This is a genomic window from Amycolatopsis melonis (assembly GCF_040064235.1).
In the GTDB taxonomy this organism is placed as follows: domain Bacteria; phylum Actinomycetota; class Actinomycetes; order Mycobacteriales; family Pseudonocardiaceae; genus Amycolatopsis; species Amycolatopsis melonis.
In genome coordinates this window covers 517,369-533,465 of the sequence record NZ_JBDZYD010000002.1, presented here as the reverse complement: position 1 = coordinate 533,465, position 16,097 = coordinate 517,369, and the positions used below count along the sequence as shown (strand labels likewise).

The 16,097-nt window shown below is 71.9% G+C and carries 18 protein-coding genes; 2 read left to right on the top strand and 16 right to left on the bottom strand.

Annotated features, from left to right (window positions below; translation table 11 throughout):
- Positions 1 to 70: 70 nt before the first annotated feature.
- The 16 genes from ABJI51_RS07030 to ffh all read right to left on the bottom strand — a co-directional run bounded on the left by ABJI51_RS07030 (position 71) and on the right by ffh (position 13,608).
- Entirely contained in the window at positions 71 to 1,051 is a 981-nt protein-coding gene (locus tag ABJI51_RS07030) for a tyrosine recombinase XerC (protein ID WP_348948419.1), read from the bottom strand.
- A 103-nt stretch (positions 1,052 to 1,154) separates the two neighbouring features.
- A complete protein-coding gene (gene dprA / locus ABJI51_RS07025) occupies positions 1,155 to 2,291 on the bottom strand; it encodes a DNA-processing protein DprA (protein WP_348948417.1) in 1,137 nt (378 codons plus the stop codon).
- Complete coding sequence (locus tag ABJI51_RS07020; protein ID WP_348948415.1) at positions 2,288 to 3,799, bottom strand: YifB family Mg chelatase-like AAA ATPase; 1,512 nt, start codon at positions 3,797 to 3,799, stop codon at positions 2,288 to 2,290. The genes dprA and ABJI51_RS07020 overlap by 4 nt, the downstream gene beginning before the upstream one ends.
- Positions 3,799 to 4,176 (bottom strand): YraN family protein, encoded by a 378-nt coding sequence (locus ABJI51_RS07015; protein WP_348948413.1) that lies wholly within the window; start codon positions 4,174 to 4,176, stop codon positions 3,799 to 3,801. The genes ABJI51_RS07020 and ABJI51_RS07015 overlap by 1 nt, the downstream gene beginning before the upstream one ends.
- 261 nt (positions 4,177 to 4,437) lie before the next feature.
- Positions 4,438 to 4,761, bottom strand: a complete 324-nt coding sequence (locus ABJI51_RS07010; protein WP_003096226.1) for a DUF2469 domain-containing protein — start codon at positions 4,759 to 4,761, stop codon at positions 4,438 to 4,440.
- Positions 4,758 to 5,600 carry a ribonuclease HII gene (locus ABJI51_RS07005; RefSeq protein WP_348948718.1) on the bottom strand — a complete coding sequence of 281 codons (843 nt, stop codon included), beginning with the start codon at positions 5,598 to 5,600 and terminating at the stop codon, positions 4,758 to 4,760. The genes ABJI51_RS07010 and ABJI51_RS07005 overlap by 4 nt, the downstream gene beginning before the upstream one ends.
- 93 nt (positions 5,601 to 5,693) lie before the next feature.
- On the bottom strand, positions 5,694 to 6,617 hold the full coding sequence (gene lepB / locus ABJI51_RS07000) for a signal peptidase I (RefSeq protein ID WP_348948411.1): 924 nt from the start codon (positions 6,615 to 6,617) through the stop codon (positions 5,694 to 5,696).
- 31 nt (positions 6,618 to 6,648) lie between these two features.
- Positions 6,649 to 7,017 (bottom strand): 50S ribosomal protein L19, encoded by a 369-nt coding sequence (gene rplS / locus ABJI51_RS06995; protein WP_072480952.1) that lies wholly within the window; start codon positions 7,015 to 7,017, stop codon positions 6,649 to 6,651.
- 132 nt (positions 7,018 to 7,149) lie between these two features.
- Entirely contained in the window at positions 7,150 to 7,929 is a 780-nt protein-coding gene (gene trmD, locus ABJI51_RS06990) for a tRNA (guanosine(37)-N1)-methyltransferase TrmD (protein WP_348948409.1), read from the bottom strand.
- Between the two features lies 1 nt (position 7,930).
- Positions 7,931 to 8,443, bottom strand: coding sequence for a ribosome maturation factor RimM (gene rimM / locus ABJI51_RS06985; protein ID WP_348948407.1), 513 nt, complete (start codon positions 8,441 to 8,443; stop codon positions 7,931 to 7,933).
- Positions 8,444 to 8,468: 25 nt separating this feature from the next.
- Positions 8,469 to 8,708: an RNA-binding protein gene (locus ABJI51_RS06980; protein ID WP_003103110.1), complete on the bottom strand. Its 240-nt coding sequence runs from the start codon at positions 8,706 to 8,708 to the stop codon at positions 8,469 to 8,471.
- Positions 8,705 to 9,148, bottom strand: coding sequence for a 30S ribosomal protein S16 (rpsP, locus tag ABJI51_RS06975; protein WP_191310269.1), 444 nt, complete (start codon positions 9,146 to 9,148; stop codon positions 8,705 to 8,707). Before rpsP ends, ABJI51_RS06980 begins: the two co-directional genes overlap by 4 nt.
- A gap of 171 nt (positions 9,149 to 9,319) precedes the next feature.
- The gene (locus tag ABJI51_RS06970; RefSeq protein ID WP_348948403.1) at positions 9,320 to 10,123 is read right to left on the bottom strand and encodes a CPBP family intramembrane glutamic endopeptidase; all 804 of its coding nucleotides are present in this window, start codon (positions 10,121 to 10,123) and stop codon (positions 9,320 to 9,322) included.
- A 104-nt stretch (positions 10,124 to 10,227) separates the two neighbouring features.
- On the bottom strand, positions 10,228 to 10,953 hold the full coding sequence (locus ABJI51_RS06965; protein ID WP_348948402.1) for a CPBP family intramembrane glutamic endopeptidase: 726 nt from the start codon (positions 10,951 to 10,953) through the stop codon (positions 10,228 to 10,230).
- Positions 10,954 to 10,999: 46 nt separating this feature from the next.
- Entirely contained in the window at positions 11,000 to 12,076 is a 1,077-nt protein-coding gene (locus ABJI51_RS06960) for an amidohydrolase family protein (protein ID WP_348948400.1), read from the bottom strand.
- A complete protein-coding gene (gene ffh, locus ABJI51_RS06955) occupies positions 12,073 to 13,608 on the bottom strand; it encodes a signal recognition particle protein (RefSeq protein ID WP_348948398.1) in 1,536 nt (511 codons plus the stop codon). The genes ABJI51_RS06960 and ffh overlap by 4 nt, the downstream gene beginning before the upstream one ends.
- A 183-nt stretch (positions 13,609 to 13,791) precedes the next feature.
- Between ffh and ABJI51_RS06950 the strand changes: the two genes are divergently transcribed.
- Together ABJI51_RS06950 and ABJI51_RS06945 are read left to right on the top strand one after the other, a co-directional pair.
- Positions 13,792 to 15,570 (top strand): ABC transporter ATP-binding protein, encoded by a 1,779-nt coding sequence (locus tag ABJI51_RS06950; RefSeq protein ID WP_348948396.1) that lies wholly within the window; start codon positions 13,792 to 13,794, stop codon positions 15,568 to 15,570.
- Positions 15,571 to 15,579: 9 nt separating this feature from the next.
- A complete protein-coding gene (locus tag ABJI51_RS06945) occupies positions 15,580 to 16,029 on the top strand; it encodes a MarR family winged helix-turn-helix transcriptional regulator (protein ID WP_348948394.1) in 450 nt (149 codons plus the stop codon).
- Positions 16,030 to 16,097 lie beyond the last annotated feature (68 nt).

Here is a 16,097-nt window from a genome sequence, read left to right as displayed (position 1 = left end):
GTGCTCGTGCGGATGCGCGTGCGCCGCCGGACCTGCTGGCGACGACCCCGGCGAGCCTTCCCCGGCCCCCTCAGGCCCGCGGGTGCGCTCGGTCATGGATCGCTTTCAACCGGTCGACGGTCACATGAGTGTAGAGCTGCGTCGTGGCAAGCGTAGCGTGACCAAGCAGTTCCTGAACGCTCCTGAGGTCGGCGCCGCCTTCGAGCAGATGCGTCGCGGCCGAATGCCGCAGGCCGTGCGGCCCCATGTCGGCCGCTCCGGGCACTGCCGAAACGGCGTCGTGGACCACGCGCCGCACCGTCCGCGGATCGACGCGTTTGCCCCGGACACCGAGGAAAAGTGCGGATTCGGTGCCGTCACCTCCGGATTCGGCGACGATCTTCGGGCGTCCCTCCTCGATCCAGTCGGTCAGTGCTTCCGCCGCCGGCACGCCGAACGGGACGACCCGCTCCTTGCCGCCCTTGCCGAGCACCGTCACGACACGACGGGAGAAATCGGCCCCGCCGACGTCCAGCCCGCACAGCTCGGACACCCGGATGCCGGTGGCGTAGAGCAGCTCGACCATCGCGCGATCACGCAGCGCGACCGGATCGCGCTGCGCCGCTCCGGCCGCCGACGCCTGCATGACGTCCTCCGCCTGCGCGACCCGCAGCACCCCGGGCAGGGGGCGGTGCGCCCGCGGGGCGCTCAGCCGGCCGCCCGGATCCCTCGGGATGAGCCCCGTGCGGAGTGCCCAGGAGGTGAACGTCCGGGCCGAAGCGACCCGCCGGGCCAGCGTCGTCCGGCTCGCCCCGGCGGACTGCTGCGCCGCGAGCCACGCACGCAGCCGCGCGAGGTCGAGCTCGGCGACCTCTGCCCCGCCGTCGACGACGAACCCGAGCAGCGACACCGCGTCACCGACATACGCGCGGACGGTGTGCGTGGACAGTCCCCGCTCGAACCCGAGGTGCCGTTCGTACCCGGCGACGACGGCCTGGACGGGCTCGGGCAGCGAAGCCCGGAGCGCGCGCAGATCGGGACGGCGGGCCCGGCCGGAGCGTGGTGACGGCATGGATGTCACGCTGCGCGAACAACCGCCGCCGGTCAAGGATCGCCACGCGGGCCCACCGGACCGGCCGAACACCATCGACGATTTCGCCGGGATTTCGTGATGTTCACGCGCTTTCCTTCCGTCGTCGCCAACCTGCCTCGCCGCGGACGGCGAATCCGTCGATTTCCAACGCCGGCAGCAGCGCCCGCACCTTCCGCAGCGGGAGGCCGGATTCGGCCGCGATCTCGGCGTCGGACCGGTCGGCGCGCACGGCCAGTGCCTCGTAGGCCCGCAGCGCCTCGGCACCCAGCCGGTCCGTCGGCCGCTTCGGCCGGGCGGGGTCCTCGGCGATGCCGAAGCGGCCGACGGTCTCGAGCACCTCGTCGACTGTCGAGACCAGCGTCGCCCGGGCGTCACGGATCAGCTGGTGGCAGCCGACGGACATCCCGGACGAGACCGGCCCAGGCAGCGCCATGACCACCTTGCCGAGGGCGCCGGCGGTGCTCGCGGTGTTGCGGGCCCCGCTGCGCCGTCCCGCTTCGACCACCAGCGTGCCCTCGGTGAGGGCGGCGATGAGCCGGTTGCGGACGAGGAACCGGTGCCGGGCCGGCGGGGTGCCCGGCGGGTATTCGCTGACGACCGCACCACCGGAACGGACGATCCGGTTCAGCAGGCCGACGTGCCCGGCCGGGTAGCCGGCGTCGACAGCGCAGCCCAGCACCGCGACGGTCACGCCGTCGGCCGCGAGGGCACCGCGGTGTGCCGCGCCGTCGATGCCGTAGGCCGCACCCGAGAACACCGGCACGTTCCGGCCGGCCAGCCCGTAGGCGAACTCGGCGGCGTGGTGCTCGCCGTATTCGGTGGCCGCACGCGCACCGACGACGGCGACGGCGCGATCGGCGGCGGTGCCGAGCGTGACCTCGCCGGAGACCCACAACGCCAGCGGAGGGACGGCCTCGGCCACCCCGCGCCGGGCCGCCTGCTCCAGGGCCAGCAGTGGCCAGGCGGGCCATTCGTCGTCCTCGGGCACGACCAGCCGGGCGCCCGCCTCGGCGGCCCGGGCGAAGTCCTGACTGACCAGGTCGTACTCCCGCCGGGCTTCGGTGACTTTCAGGACCTCAGGCGGACAGTCGCCGCAACGCACCCGCCCGGCGGCGTCGATTGGCCCGTGCTCGGCCACGAAGGCGACCAGGGCGGGCGCCGGAGGTTCGGCCACGCGCAGCAGGTAGGCCCGCGCCCGCCGCAGCTCGTCGGCGCTCATGCCGCCACCCGCTCACGGAAGGCGAGAGCGGCGCCGACCTGTTCGGCACCGGGACGGGGTTCACCGTCCAGGTCGGCCAGTGTCCACGCGATACGCAGGCAGCGATCGGCGCCGCGGCCACTCAGGACGCCCCGCTCCAGTGCCCGGTCCAGCAGCACCGTGGCATCCGCGGGCAGCCCGAACTGGCGGCGCAACGCCGGGCCGGGCACTTCCGAGTTCGAGCGCCAGCCGTGCTCCTGCCAGCGCCGCGTGGCCCGTTCGCGGGCTTCGAGAACGCGGGCACGCACGGTTTCGGTCCGCTCCGCCGTTCCCGTGTCGTGTGCGCTGAGCGCGCTCAACGGGCGCAGGCGGACCCGAAGGTCGACGCGGTCCAGCAGCGGACCCGAAAGCCTGCCGAGATAGCGGCGGCGGGCCGTCGGCGAGCACACGCAGTCGGCGTCCTTCGGTGGGGCGCACGGACAGGGATTGGTGGCCAGGACGAGCTGGAACCGTGCGGGGTAGGTGATCGAGCCCTTGACCCTGGCGATGCGTACCTCGCCTTCTTCGAGCACCGTCCGCAGTGACTCGAGACGCTGGCCGCCGAACTCGCAGACCTCGTCGAGGAACAGGACACCGCGGTGGGCACGGCTGATCGCCCCCGGGGAGGCGAGCCCGCTGCCACCGCCGATCAGGGCCGCGATCGAGATCGAGTGGTGCGGGGCGACGAACGGCGGAACCGTGACCAGCGGTGAGGACTTCGACAGCGAGCCGTCGACGGAGTGCACTGCCGTGACCTCAAGGGATTCCTCGGGAGACAGGCTTGGCAGCAGGCCGGGCAGCCGGCGGGCGAGCATGGTCTTGCCGACGCCGGGTGGCCCGGTGAACAGCAGGTGGTGCCCGCCGGCGGCCGCGACTTCCAGGGCCCAGCGCGCTTCCGGCTGGCCGACGACGTCGGCGAGGTCGGGCACCGGTGGTGTGGTGGCGGGCTCCGGTGGTTTCGGGGCCACGAGGGCGGCTTCGTTCTTCAGCCACGCCAGGAGATCGCGCAGGTGCGGGGCACCGGCGACGTCGATGCCGTTGACCAGCGCCGCCTCGACGAGCGAGTCCGCGGGAACGACGGCTCGTGCGTAGCCGGCCGTGCGGGCCGCGAGGAGGCCGGGCAGGATCCCGCGGACGGGACGGACACGGCCGTCGAGGGCGAGTTCGCCGAGCAGGACCGTGCCGATCAGCCGCGTCGCCGGGACCGCGCCGGTCGCGGCGAGCACCGCGGCGGCGATGCCGAGGTCGTAGGCCGAGCCGACCTTCGGCAGGTTCGCCGGGGACAGGCCGAGGGTCACCTTTCCCTCCGGCCAGGGCTGGCCGGAATTGCGGACGGCGGAGCGGACGCGGTCCTTGGCCTCGCGCAGCCCCGCGTCGGGCAGGCCGACGAGGGTGACGCGGCTGAGGCCGCCGCCGAGATCGGCCTCGATTTCGATCACCCGGCCGTCGATGCCGAGCAACGCCACCGACCATGCCTTTGCGATGGGCATCAGAACGCCGCCTCGATGTGCTGCAGCTGCGGGGGCTTTCCGGGCTCCGCGAGGATCGTCACGACGTCGTAGCGGACGGGGCACCAGCCGATGCGGAACTCGCGCAGCCAGCGCTGGGCGGCGCGGCGGACCCGGCCGGCTTTCTCCTCCGTCACCGTCTCGGATGGCAGGCCGAACTCGGTGCTCGTGCGGGTTTTCACCTCGCAGAAGACCACGCCGGTGCGGTCGGTGAAGACCAGGTCCAGCTCGCCTTCGCGGCAGCGCCAGTTGCGGGCCAGCAGGACCAGCCCGCGTTCCTGCAGGTACCGGAGAGCCATGTCCTCGCCCCACGCGCCCAGGTCGCGGCGGTGTCTGGCGAGCTGGTCGGTGACCGTCATCGTGTTCGCCCCCTCGTCGGTGCGCGCCGGTCACCGGGGCGGTCCCGGCGGTCACGGTGCGTGTGCCTTCGACGATGCCAGGCCCGGGAGAGGGCAAGCCAGAGCCGGATCGCGGACCTGTGGACAACCGGGGGTATGTGGACAACCTGTCCCCGGGCAGCCGGATTCCTACCGAAATTGTCGGTGGGGTGTGCTAGGCGGCGAGAGGGTGGAATGGGTGCGCCGGCCCATCCTGGCGGGTGGGCCGGCGCGGAAGGCTGGTCAGCCGGAGAAGGGGCCGTCCTCGGGGAGGCGGAGGTCGGGCTTGTCCAGCTCCTCCACGTTGACGTCCTTGAACGTGATGACCCGGACGTGCTTGACGAAGCGGGCCGGGCGGTACATGTCCCAGACCCACGCGTCGGACATGCGGACCTCGAAGTACACCTCGCCGCCGCCGTCGCGGACCTGGACGTCCACCGCGTTCGCCAGGTAGAAGCGACGCTCGGTCTCCACCACGTACGAGAACTGGCCGACGATGTCGCGGTACTCGCGGTACAGCGAGAGCTCCATCTCGGTCTCGTACTTCTCGAGATCCTCTGCGCTCATGAAATCCGCGCCCCTCCTCGGGATCGTGCTGCTGCTCCGCCGGCGGAGCGTTCATTGTGACCCACACCCGCGACCGGGGCATGCAGCGGCAGGCTGAGTTGTGGCTCGAGTGCCTCGTCGAGGACCGCGGCCAGGTTTGCGGCCGCGCCGGCCTCCATGGCCTTCTCCAGCGCCGCGTACGTCAGCAGCACCGGACGCGTGGGCCGCAGGCCGCGCTTGACCGCCACCGTCGCCACGTTCGTGTACGACCAGCGGTGGACGTCGCTCGGGCCGTGCTCGCGCAGCGCCGCCAGGTGGTCGGACGTGCTGTAGCCCTTGTGCACGTCGAAGCCGTAGTGCGGGAGATCTTCGTGGTAACCCGCCATGATGCGGTCCCGCGTCACCTTCGCCAGCACCGACGCCGCCGCGATGCAGGCCACCGAACGGTCGCCCTTGATCACCGCCGCGTTCGGGGCCGTCAGGCCCGGGACCCGGAATCCGTCGGTGAGGATGTACCCCGGCTGCACGCGCAACGCCGCCGCGGCGCGGCGCATGCCCTCCAGGTTCATCACCCGGATGCCGTAGCGGTCGACCTCGGCCGTGGGGATGACGATCACCGAGTAGTCGACGGCCCGGGCGAGGACCAGGTCGTAGACCCGGTCGCGCGCCTTGGCCGTCATCAGCTTGGAGTCCGTCAGCTCCGGCAGCTTCGCCGCGTCGGTCTGCTTCAGCACGCAGGCCGCGACCACCAGCGGGCCGGCGCAGGCACCGGCCCCGGCTTCGTCCACACCCGCGACCGGGCCGAGGCCACGGCGGTCGAGCGCGCCCTGCAGACCCCAGAAGAGGTCGCCGCGCACCACGGCCCGCGGGGGCCGGATCGGCTCGGCCGCGGTGAGGGGAACGGGAAGAGTCAAGGCTTGTTCACCCGTCTGCCGGCACGGATCGGGGTGTGGTCAGCGTTTCCGGCGCAGTCCGGACTTCAGCTTGCGCCCGAGGAACAGCGCCGGCCAGGCCGCCGCGATCCCGGCGCCGAGCGGGAGCCCGCTCTGCCAGGCCGGGGCGCTCAGCGCCGCCGGCTGGGCCGAGGCCTGCGGGTTGTGGTCGGTGATCCCGCCCCACCGGCTTGGCGGCAGGACGATGATCCGCGCCTTGCCGATGATGTTGTCCACGGGGACCACGCCGTTCACGCCGCCGCCGCCCTGGAACCGGGAGTCGTCGGAGTTGTTGCGGTTGTCGCCCATGACCCACACCGTCCCGGCGGGGACCTTGACCGGGGTGAACGGCTTCTCCGCCTGGTCGGCGGTCTCCCAGTGGACGTACGGCTCGTCGAGCGCCTTGCCGTCCACGACGACCCGGCCCTGCGTGTCGCAGCACTGGACCGTCTGGCCGCCGACCGCGATCACGCGCTTGACGAAGTCCCGCTCGTCCGGCGGGGCGAACCCGACCAGCGAGCCGAGGCCCTGGAGGGCGCGGACGACGAAGTTGCTCGACTCCGGCTCCGAGACCTCGTTGTTGACCCAGGCCGGCGGGCCCTTGAAGACGATCACGTCACCCGGGGAGGGCTCGGTGAAGTCGTAGGTCACCCGGTCGACGAGAATCCGGTCGCCGTGGCAGCCCGGACACCCGTGCAGGGTGGCCTCCATCGATCCCGAGGGGATCATGAAGACCTTCGCGAGGAATGTCTGGATCAGGATCGTGAGCACCAGGGCGATCACGAGCAGGATCGGCAGTTCCTTCCAGAACGACCGTTTCTTGGCGGGCTTGGCTCGCCGCCGGTGGGATCCCCCGCGCTCCTCGGAGCGGGACAGCCGCGGCTTGTCCTCCTCGGAGCGGTCGGGGTCATCCTCGGGAGCGTTCTGGGACACGGGTTCGGCCACGTCGTCAGGCTACCGGTAACCGGGTTGTGACTCAGTTAGCCGAAGCCGTCTCGCGGTTCTCGCGACGCTCCTTGATCTTGGCGGCCTTGCCGCGGAGGTCGCGCAGGTAGTACAGCTTCGCCCGGCGGACGTCACCGCGCTTGAAGACCTCGATCGAGGCGATGTTCGGCGAGTGCACCGGGAAGGTGCGCTCGACGCCGACGCCGAACGAAACCTTGCGCACGGTGAAGGTCTCCCGGATGCCCCCGCCCTGACGGCGGATGACCACGCCCTGGAAGACCTGGTTGCGCTCGCGGTTGCCCTCGATGACGCGGACACTCACCTTGAGCGTGTCGCCCGGCCGGAAGTCCGGGATGTCGGAACGCAGCGACTGCTTGTCCAGCGCGTCCAGGGTGTTCATCGGTGGTCCGTCCTCGTCTTCGTATGGCTTGCGTACAGATCCCGGGCGCGCAACGGTGCCGCTGCGGGCGACCCGGGGGGCTGATGGCGGGCTCGTGGACGAGGAGGTCCACTCACGCCAACCTGTCAAGTATTACAGACCGGGTTCCGGCGGAAGCACCGGCCCCTGCGCCTGCTCGGGGGCCAAGCCCTCCAGGACCCCGAGATCATGCTTGTCGAGACTACCTTCCGGCAGCCGCGCCAGGAGATCGGGGCGGCGCCGCGCGGTGCGCTCCAGGGCCTGGTCACGCCGCCAGCGGTCGATCAGGGCGTGGTTGCCCGACCGCAGCACCTCCGGCACCGCCAGGTCACGCCACACTTCCGGGCGGGTGTAGCTGGGCCCTTCGAGCAGGCCGTCGGAGAAGGAGTCCTCGGCGGCCGACCGCGCGTTGCCGAGCACGCCCGGCAGCAGCCGGACGACGGCCTCGACGATGACCAGCACCGCCGCCTCGCCGCCGACCAGGACGTAGTCGCCGATCGACACCTCGTCGACCGGCATCCGGCGGGCCGCGTCGTCGACGACCCGCTGGTCGATGCCCTCGTACCGGCCGCAGGCGAACACGAGGTGCTTCTCCTCGGCGTACGCGTGGGCCAGCTCCTGGGTGAACGGCCGCCCGGCGGGCGTCGGGACGACCAGCCGCGTTTCCGGCCCGCAGACGTCGTCCAGGGCCGGGCCCCAGATCTGCGGTTTCATGACCATGCCGGGGCCGCCGCCGTACGGGGCGTCGTCGACCGCGCGGTGGACGTCGTGGGTCCAGTCGCGCAGGTCGTGCACGCCGACCTCGATCAGGCCGCGGTCGATCGCCCGGCCCAGCAGCGCGGCGCGCAGCGGGTCGAGGTACTCGGGGAAGATCGTGACGACGTCGATCCGCATGTCAGGCGTCCAGGAGCCCTTCCGGCGGGTCGAGCACGACCCGGCCGCCCGCGACGTCCACCGTGGGGACGATTGCGCGGACGAACGGCACGAGCGCCGAACGGCCGTCGACGTCCAGTTCCAGGAGCTCGCCGCCCGGTGAGTGGACGACCTCGATCACCTTGCCGACGATCGTGCCGTCGGTCAGCTCGGCTCGCAGGCCCGCCAGCTCGTGGTCGTAGAACTCGTCGGGGTCCGATGTCGGCGGCAGGGTGGCCGTGTCGGCCAGGAGCAGCGCGCCCCTCAGTGTCTCCGCGACGTCGCGGGTGGGGACTTGCTCGAAACGCACCAGCAGCCGCCCGCTGTGTTCGCGGGCGGCTGCGATGGTGAGTTCCCTCTTGCTGCCGTCGCGCAGCTTCGCCGTGACGGCCGCGCCCGCCTTGAAGCGCTCTTCCGGCGAGTCCGTGCGCACGTCCACCGCGAGTTCACCGCGGATGCCGTGCGCCTTCGCGATGCGGCCGACTACGACGTCCATCCTGACCGTGCTTCCGAAACGAGGTTCAGCGATCGGTGTCGACGACGTCCACCCGGACGCCGCGGCCACCGATGCCACCCATGACGGTGCGCAGGGCGGTCGCCGTGCGACCACCCCGGCCGATCACCTTGCCGAGGTCGTCGGGGTGCACGTGCACCTCGAGCGTGCGGCCACGGCGGGTGGTCAGCAGCTCGACCCGGACCTCGTCCGGGTTGTCGACGATCCCGCGCACCAGGTGCTCGAGGGAGTCCGCGAGGAAACTCACTCGGACTTCTCGCCCTCAGCGGCCTCCGCCTTCTCGGCCTCGGCCTTCTTCGGGGCGGACTTCTTCTTCGGCGTGGTGGCCTCGGTGGTGGGCTCCTCGCCCGCCGCGGCCAGCGCCGCGTTGAACAGGTCCTGCTTGGACGGCTTCGGCTCGGCCACCTTCAGGGTGCCCTCGGCGCCCGGCAGGCCCTTGAACTTCTGCCAGTCACCGGTGATCTCCAGCAGGCGCTGGACCGGCTCGGTCGGCTGCGCGCCGACACCCAGCCAGTACTGGGCGCGCTCGGAGACGACCTCGATCAGGCTCGGCTCTTCCTTCGGGTGGTACTTGCCGATCGTCTCGATGGCCTTGCCGTCCCGGCGGGTGCGCGCGTCGGCGACGATGATGCGGTAGTACGGCGCACGGATCTTGCCGAGGCGCTGCAGCTTGATCTTGACGGCCACGGGTGTGGGTTCTCCTCGAGTCTCTCTGGTGCTGGGCTGGGCGCACGCGGGCCGAGTGGGGACACGGACGCGGGCACCCGGAGGTCAGGAGCTTTCGCACGGTGAGAGGGTCCGGCGGAAGCAGGCAGTGACCCATTCTGCCAGACGGCACCCGCGGCCCCGGAAAGAGGCTCAGAAAGAGGCCACCCCGAGCGCGCCGAGCAGGATGGCCAGCGCCGGGAGGAAGTTGTTGACCTGGTGGGCGACGATACTGCCCGGCAGCCGTCCGGTGACCAGCCGGACCAGGCCGATCGGGACCGCGATGACCAGCAGCAACGTCGTCCGCAGCGGCTCGAGGTGGCTGGCCGCGAACACCGCCGTGGACAGCAGGAACGCCCCCACCCGGCCCCAGCGCTCGCTGCGCCACTGCAGCTGCTCGGCGGCGCCCCAGAGCAGGCCGCGGTAGATGATCTCTTCGCAGATCGGGCCGAGCAGCCACAGGTAGACGAACATCACCACGGCCGCCGGGACCGACATCGTGCGGTTCTCGACCAGCGCGCTGATCGCCGACGTCGCGTTGGAGTCGCCGACCAGCTGGGTCCACAGGTAGGCGCCCAGCGTCGTGAAGACCAGCCCGACGCAGCCGTACCGGAACCCGGTGCGGACGTCGGCCCAGCGCCACTCGATCCGCAGGTCGAGGACCGGGCCGTTGCCGCGCACGTACGTGATCAGGACGGCGACGCCGGCGGCGATCATGGTGGGCAGCATCGTGCCGAGCAGCACGACGCGGATCGGCAGCGGGCCCGGGCCGGTGTCGCCGACCAGCACGGACACGAAGGCCGCGGACGCCAGCAGGACCGCTTCGACGAGCAGGAACGCGCCGAAGCCCCACCGGTGCCGCGGCAGGGGCGGCAGGAACGCGGTCGCGGCGGGCTCCTCGGGTTCGGGCAGCGGCGTGGCGTCGGCAGCCGGGTCCCGAGGCTGGGAAGTGGTCACGCCTTGCCCCTCCGCGCGCTCGGTCGGCTCGTGATCCGAGCCTAGCCGCCGCGCTGTGATCGCACAGTATCCGCCCGGCTACTGTCCATCGATCTTCGTAATGGTCAGTGCGCCACGAAGAGCAGGACCGCCGGCGGCAGGTTGTTGGCCGCGTGGGCGATCACCCCCGCGCTCACCCGGCCGGACAGGTGCCGGGCGAGCCCGATCGCGATGCCCTGGCCGAACAGCGCGAGCGTGCGGGTCGGTTCGCCGTGCAGCTGGGCGAAGACCAGCGACGTGAGCACGAGCACCACCCACGGCGGGATCCGGTGCAGCGACAGCGCGTTCCACAGCGTGCCGCGGACCAGCAGCTCCTCGGTGACCGGGGCGCCGGCGATGACGATCACCGCGGCGAGGACCAGCCACACCGTGTCGCCGTCGTAGGTGTCGGCGAGGTCGGTCAGCGGGCTGTCGGAGACGTCGTCGGCGCCGTAGACCGCGATCAGCATCAGGTTCAGCAGGTAGCCGACGACCAGCGCGAGCACGCCGCAGGCGAGGCCGATCCGGACGTCGCGCCAGGTCGGCTTCAGCCCGAAGTCCGCGCGCAGCCCGCCGCCCCAGCGCCACGAGCCCGCCGCCGGGCCGAGGCCGAGCAGCAGGTTCGGCACGAACGCCAGCAGCAGGAGCGGGCCGACGTCGCGCAGCTCGAGGGGGTCGAACTCGCCGACGTTGCGGTTGACCGCCGCGGCGATGACGAAGTTGGCCAGGTAGTAGCCGGCGATGCCCGCGAAGAACGCCACGAAACACCAGTGCGCCCCCAGCACGCGCCGTGCGCCGTCGTCGTCCGTCACGTCCCCAACGCTAAAGTGCCGACCCCGCAAGGAAAACAGCGGGGGTCTAGGCGTACACGACGCCGCCGAGCACGATGTGCGACGGGTGCCGCAGCACGCCGAGGTCCTCGCGCGGGTCGGCCGGGTAGACGAGCAGGTCGGCGGGCGCGCCGTCGGCGATGCCGGGGTGCCCGAGCCAGTCGCGGGCCGCCCAGGACGCGCTCGCGAGGGCCTGCTCGCGGCTCATGCCCGCGCGGTGCAGGGCCTCGATCTCGTCGACGAGCCTGCCGTGCTCGACCATGCCGCCCGCGTCGCTGCCCGCGAAGACGCGGACGCCGGCTTCGATGGCCGAAGCGACCGTCTCGCCGACTCCGGCGTGCAACGCGCGCATGTGCGCCGCGTACGTGGGGTACTTGCCCGCTTTGTCGGCGATGCCCGGGAAGTTCTCGATGTTGATCAGCGTCGGGACGAGCGCGACGTCGTTGCGGGCCAGTTCGGCCAGCTGGCCGTCGCTCAGGCCCGTGCCGTGCTCCAGGCAGTCGATGCCGGACGCGATCAGCCCGGGCAGCGCGGCTTCGCCGAACACGTGCGCGGTGACGCGGGCGCCGTGGTCGTGCGCCACCTTGACGGCTTCGGCGAGGACGTCGTCCGGCCACAGCGGTGCGAGGTCGCCGGCGCCACGGTCGATCCAGTCGCCGACGAGCTTGACCCAGCCGTCGCCGTCGCGGGCCTGTTCGGCGACGGCGTCCGGCAGCTGCGCCGGGTCCTCCAGTTCGAGGCCGAGGCCCGGGATGTACCGCTTGGGCAGGGCCAGGTGCCGTCCCGCGCGGATGATCGTCGGGAGGTCGGCGCGGCGCTGCAGCGGCCGGACGTCGATGGGCAGGCCGCAGTCGCGGATGAGCAGCGTGCCCGCGTCGCGGTCGGCCGCGGCCTGCGAAGCCGCTTCTTCGAGCGACACGGGACCGCCGACGCCGATGCCGGGGTGGCAGTGCGCGTCGACCAGGCCGGGGACGAGGAAGACGTCCCGGCCCAGCGTCTCGGCGTCCGGCACCGGCTCGAACGAGATCCGGCCGCCGGTGATCCACAGCTCCCCCGGCTCGCCGCCGGGCAGGATCACCCCGGCGGCGTGCAGTGCCGTGCTCAATTGTCCTTGGGGTTCTTCGGCAGCTTGAACTTCGACGGGTCGAAGCCCGGGACGTCGTTCATGCCGCCCAGCTGCGACAGGTCGGGCATCCCGCCCGGCATGCCACCACCCGGGGGCAGCATCGGCATGCCACCGGGGAAGCCGCCGCGGACCTTGGGCGGCGTCGGGCCGCGCCCGCCCTTCTTGCCCTTCTTGCCCTTGCGCTTGGAGCCGCCCCCGCCGCCGAAGCCGAACCGGCCTGCCATCTGGGCCATCATCTTGCGGGCCTCGAAGAACCGGTTGACCAGGTCGTTGACCTCGCGGACGGTGACGCCCGAGCCGTTGGCGATGCGCAGCCGCCGCGAGCCGTTGATGATCTTCGGGTCCTCGCGCTCGGCCGGGGTCATGCCGCGGATGATCGCCTGCAGCTTGTCCAGGTGCTTGTCGTCGACCTGGGCCAGCTGGTCCTTCATCTGGCCGGCACCGGGCAGCATGCCGAGCAGGTTGCCGATCGGGCCCATCTTGCGGACCGCCAGCATCTGCTCGAGGAAGTCCTCCAGGGTGAGCTGGCCGCTCGACAGCTTCGCCGCCGCCTTCTCGGCCTGCTGCTGGTCGAAGGCCTGCTCGGCCTGCTCGATCAGGGTGAGCACGTCACCCATGCCGAGGATGCGCGAGGCCATCCGGTCCGGGTGGAAGGTGTCGAAGTCCTCGAGCTTCTCGCCGTTGGAGGCGAAGAGGATCGGCTGGCCGGTGACCTCGCGGACGCTCAGCGCGGCACCACCGCGGGCGTCGCCGTCGAGCTTGGTGAGCACGACGCCGGTGAAGCCGACGCCGTCGCGGAACGCCTCCGCCGTGGTCACGGCGTCCTGGCCGATCATCGCGTCGACGACGAACAGGACCTCGTCCGGCTCGACCGCGTCGCGGATGTCGGCGGCCTGCTTCATCAGCTCTTCGTCGACACCGAGGCGGCCCGCGGTGTCGACCACGACGACGTCGTGCTGCGCGTGCTTCGCCTCGGCGATGGCGCGGCGGGCGACGTCGACCGGGTCGCCGACGCCGTTGCCCGGCTCGGGCGCGAACGTGACGACGCCGGCGCGCTCGCCGACGACCTGCAGCTGCGTGACGGCGTTCGGGCGCTGGAGGTCGCAGGCGACCAGCATCGGCGCGTGGCCCTGCTTCTTCAGCCACAGCGCGAGCTTGCCCGCGAGCGTCGTCTTACCGGCACCCTGCAGACCCGCGAGCATGATCACGGTCGGCGGTGTCTTGGCCAGGTTGAGCCGGCGCGTCTCGCCGCCGAGGATCCCGACGAGCTCCTCGTTGACGATCTTGACGACCTGCTGCGCGGGGTTGAGCGCCTGGGACACCTCGGCGCCCTTGGCCCGCTCCTTGATCCTCGCGATGAAGGTCTTGACCACGCCGAGGGCGACGTCGGCCTCCAGCAGCGCGATGCGGATCTCGCGCGCGGTGGCGTCGATGTCGGCGTCGGACAGCCTGCCCTTGCGCGTGAGCGTCTGCAGGGCGGCGGTGAGCCGATCGGAGAGGGTGTCGAACACGGGTGTGCACGCTCCAGCTGGGTCGATGGTGGCGCGCCGGACGCGGCCGGCCTTGTCGAGGGTAGTCGCTCCGGCTCCCGCTCTCCGCGGGCACGCACACATGCTACGCGTAGGCGTATTACCGCTTCGGCGCTTTCCGGAAAAAGACTGGAGATGTGCCGGAGAGTTGGTAAACATACGTGTATGACTGCCGTGCCCGTCCTCCGCGAACCGGCCACCGACGCCGACGAGCCGGTCCCGCTGCGGCGGATCGCCGGGCTGTTCCGCCCGCACCGCGGGCCGATGACCGCGCTGTTCGCGCTGATCGTGCTGCAGGCCGGGCTCGGGGTCGTCTCGCCGTTCCTGCTGCGCGAGATCCTCGACGACGCCCTGCCGCACCGAGACACGCTGCTGGTCAGCCTGCTGGCGGCGGGGATGATCGCCTGCGCGGTGGGCAGCGGCTCCCTCGGCGTCGCGACCACAGGGCTGTCCAACACCATCGGGCAGCGGGTGATGAACGAGCTGCGCGTCGCCGTCTACGGCCACCTGCAGCGGATGTCACTGGGCTTCTTCACGCGGACGAAGAGCGGCGAAGTGCTCTCGCGCGTCTTCAACGACATCGGCGGCGTCGACAACGTCATCACCACGACCGCCGGCTCGGTGGTGCAGAACGCGACCACGACGCTCGCGATCGCCGTCGCGCTGGTCGCGCTCGACTGGCAGCTCGCGGCGCTGTCGCTGGTCGTCGTCCCGCTGTTCCTGCTGTTCACGCTGCGCCTCGGCAAGAAACGGCGGACGCTGGCCCGCGGCCGCACCCGGCGGATGGCCCGGCTGACGACGCTGGTCGAGGAGTCCCTGTCCGTCACCGGCGTGCTGCTGGCCAAGACGATGGGCAACGAGCGGGCGATGCGCGAGCGGTTCGCCGCCGAGTCGCGGGAGATCGCGTCGCTCGAACGCGCCGCGGCACTGGCGGGACGCTGGCAGACCGCGTCGCGGGCGATGAGCCTGACCGTCATCCCGGCGCTGGTCTACTGGATCGCCGGGCTGGCGCTGGCCGGCGGCGCGTCCCCGATCTCGCTCGGCACGGTCGTGGCGTTCACCAGCATGCTCAACCGGCTGGTCACGCCGGCGAGCGCGATGCAGGCGATCGGGCAGAACGTCGCGACGTCGAAGGCGCTGTTCGGGCGCATCTTCGAGGTGCTCGACCTGCCGGTGGAGATCGACGGCAAGCCCGGCGCGCGACCGCTGGAGGTGCGCCGCGGCGACGTTGCGATGCGCGGCGTCTGCTTCCGCTACGACGAGGACGGCCCGCTGACGCTGACGGACATCGATCTCGACATCCCGGCCGGGACCACGACGGCGCTGGTCGGCTCGACGGGCTCGGGCAAGACGACGCTGGCGTACCTGGTGGCGCGGCTGTACGAGGTGAGTGCCGGGTCGGTGACGATCGACGGCGTCGACGTCCGGGACGTGACGCCGTCGTCGCTCGCGGCCGGGGTCGGGCTGGTCGCGCAGGAGACGTACCTGTTCCACGACACCGTGCGGGAGAACCTGCGCTTCGCGAAGCCGGACGCGACCGACGAGGAGATCGAGCAGGCGGCGAAGGCGGCCCACATCCACGACACGCTCGTGGCGCTGCCCGCGGGGTACGACACGGTCGTCGGCCAGCGCGGCTACCGCTTTTCCGGCGGCGAGAAGCAGCGGATCGCGATCGCGCGGATCCTGCTGCGCAACCCGCCGATGCTCATCCTCGACGAGGCGACCAGCGCGCTCGACACCCGGACGGAACGCTCGGTACAGGCCGAGCTCGACCGGCTCGCCGAGGGCCGCACGACGCTGACGATCGCGCACCGGCTGTCCACTGTGGAGCATGCCGACCAGATCGTGGTGCTGCACGAGGGCCGCATCGCCGAACGCGGAACACACGCGCAACTGCTGGCGCGCGGCGGGCGTTATGCCCGGCTGGTGCGGGGAACCCTCTAACCTGGGGCCATGCACCCCGACACCCTGGCAGCGGACGCCGAACTGGCCGCACTGGCCCGGCAGGTCCGCGAGGGCGTCGGGCGGCTCAGCTGGCGGATGCGCGCGGAAGCAGGCCAGAGCGGCCCCGGGCCCGCGGTGCTCGCGGTGCTGAGCAGGCTGTACCGGGCGGGCACGCAGACGCCGACCGAGCTGGCGGAGGCGGAACGGCTGCAGCCGCAGTCGCTGACGCGGATCCTGGCGTCGCTGACCACCCGCGGCCTGGTCACCCGCACCCCCGACCCGGACGACGGACGGCGCTCGCGGATCAGCATCACCCCGGACGGGCTGGCGCTGCTGCGCGAGTACAGCGCGCACCGGGAACGCTGGCTGGCTTCGGCGATGGAGTCGGCGCTGTCACCGACCGAACGGCAGCTGCTGAAGCTGGCCGCCGAGCTGCTGGTGCGGGTCGCGGACGCCTGAAGGCCGCCGTGGAGACCCCTCGATCCCTCCACGGCGGCCTTCAGAGCACCCCCTTCGCTCACACCGCC

What these genes read in the sequence shown, in the direction of transcription:
- ABJI51_RS07030 (WP_348948419.1), bottom strand. Translation starts at nt 1,051, where the DNA reads ATGCCGTCACCACGCTCCGGCCGGGCCCGCCGTCCCGATCTGCGCGCG.
- dprA (WP_348948417.1), bottom strand. Translation starts at nt 2,291, where the DNA reads ATGAGCGCCGACGAGCTGCGGCGGGCGCGGGCCTACCTGCTGCGCGTG.
- ABJI51_RS07020 (WP_348948415.1), bottom strand. Translation starts at nt 3,799, where the DNA reads ATGCCCATCGCAAAGGCATGGTCGGTGGCGTTGCTCGGCATCGACGGC.
- ABJI51_RS07015 (WP_348948413.1), bottom strand. Translation starts at nt 4,176, where the DNA reads ATGACGGTCACCGACCAGCTCGCCAGACACCGCCGCGACCTGGGCGCG.
- ABJI51_RS07010 (WP_003096226.1), bottom strand. Translation starts at nt 4,761, where the DNA reads ATGAGCGCAGAGGATCTCGAGAAGTACGAGACCGAGATGGAGCTCTCG.
- rplS (WP_072480952.1), bottom strand. Translation starts at nt 7,017, where the DNA reads ATGAACACCCTGGACGCGCTGGACAAGCAGTCGCTGCGTTCCGACATC.
- trmD (WP_348948409.1), bottom strand. Translation starts at nt 7,929, where the DNA reads ATGCGGATCGACGTCGTCACGATCTTCCCCGAGTACCTCGACCCGCTG.
- rimM (WP_348948407.1), bottom strand. Translation starts at nt 8,443, where the DNA reads ATGGACGTCGTAGTCGGCCGCATCGCGAAGGCGCACGGCATCCGCGGT.
- ABJI51_RS06950 (WP_348948396.1), top strand. Translation starts at nt 13,792, where the DNA reads ATGACTGCCGTGCCCGTCCTCCGCGAACCGGCCACCGACGCCGACGAG.
- ABJI51_RS06945 (WP_348948394.1), top strand. Translation starts at nt 15,580, where the DNA reads ATGCACCCCGACACCCTGGCAGCGGACGCCGAACTGGCCGCACTGGCC.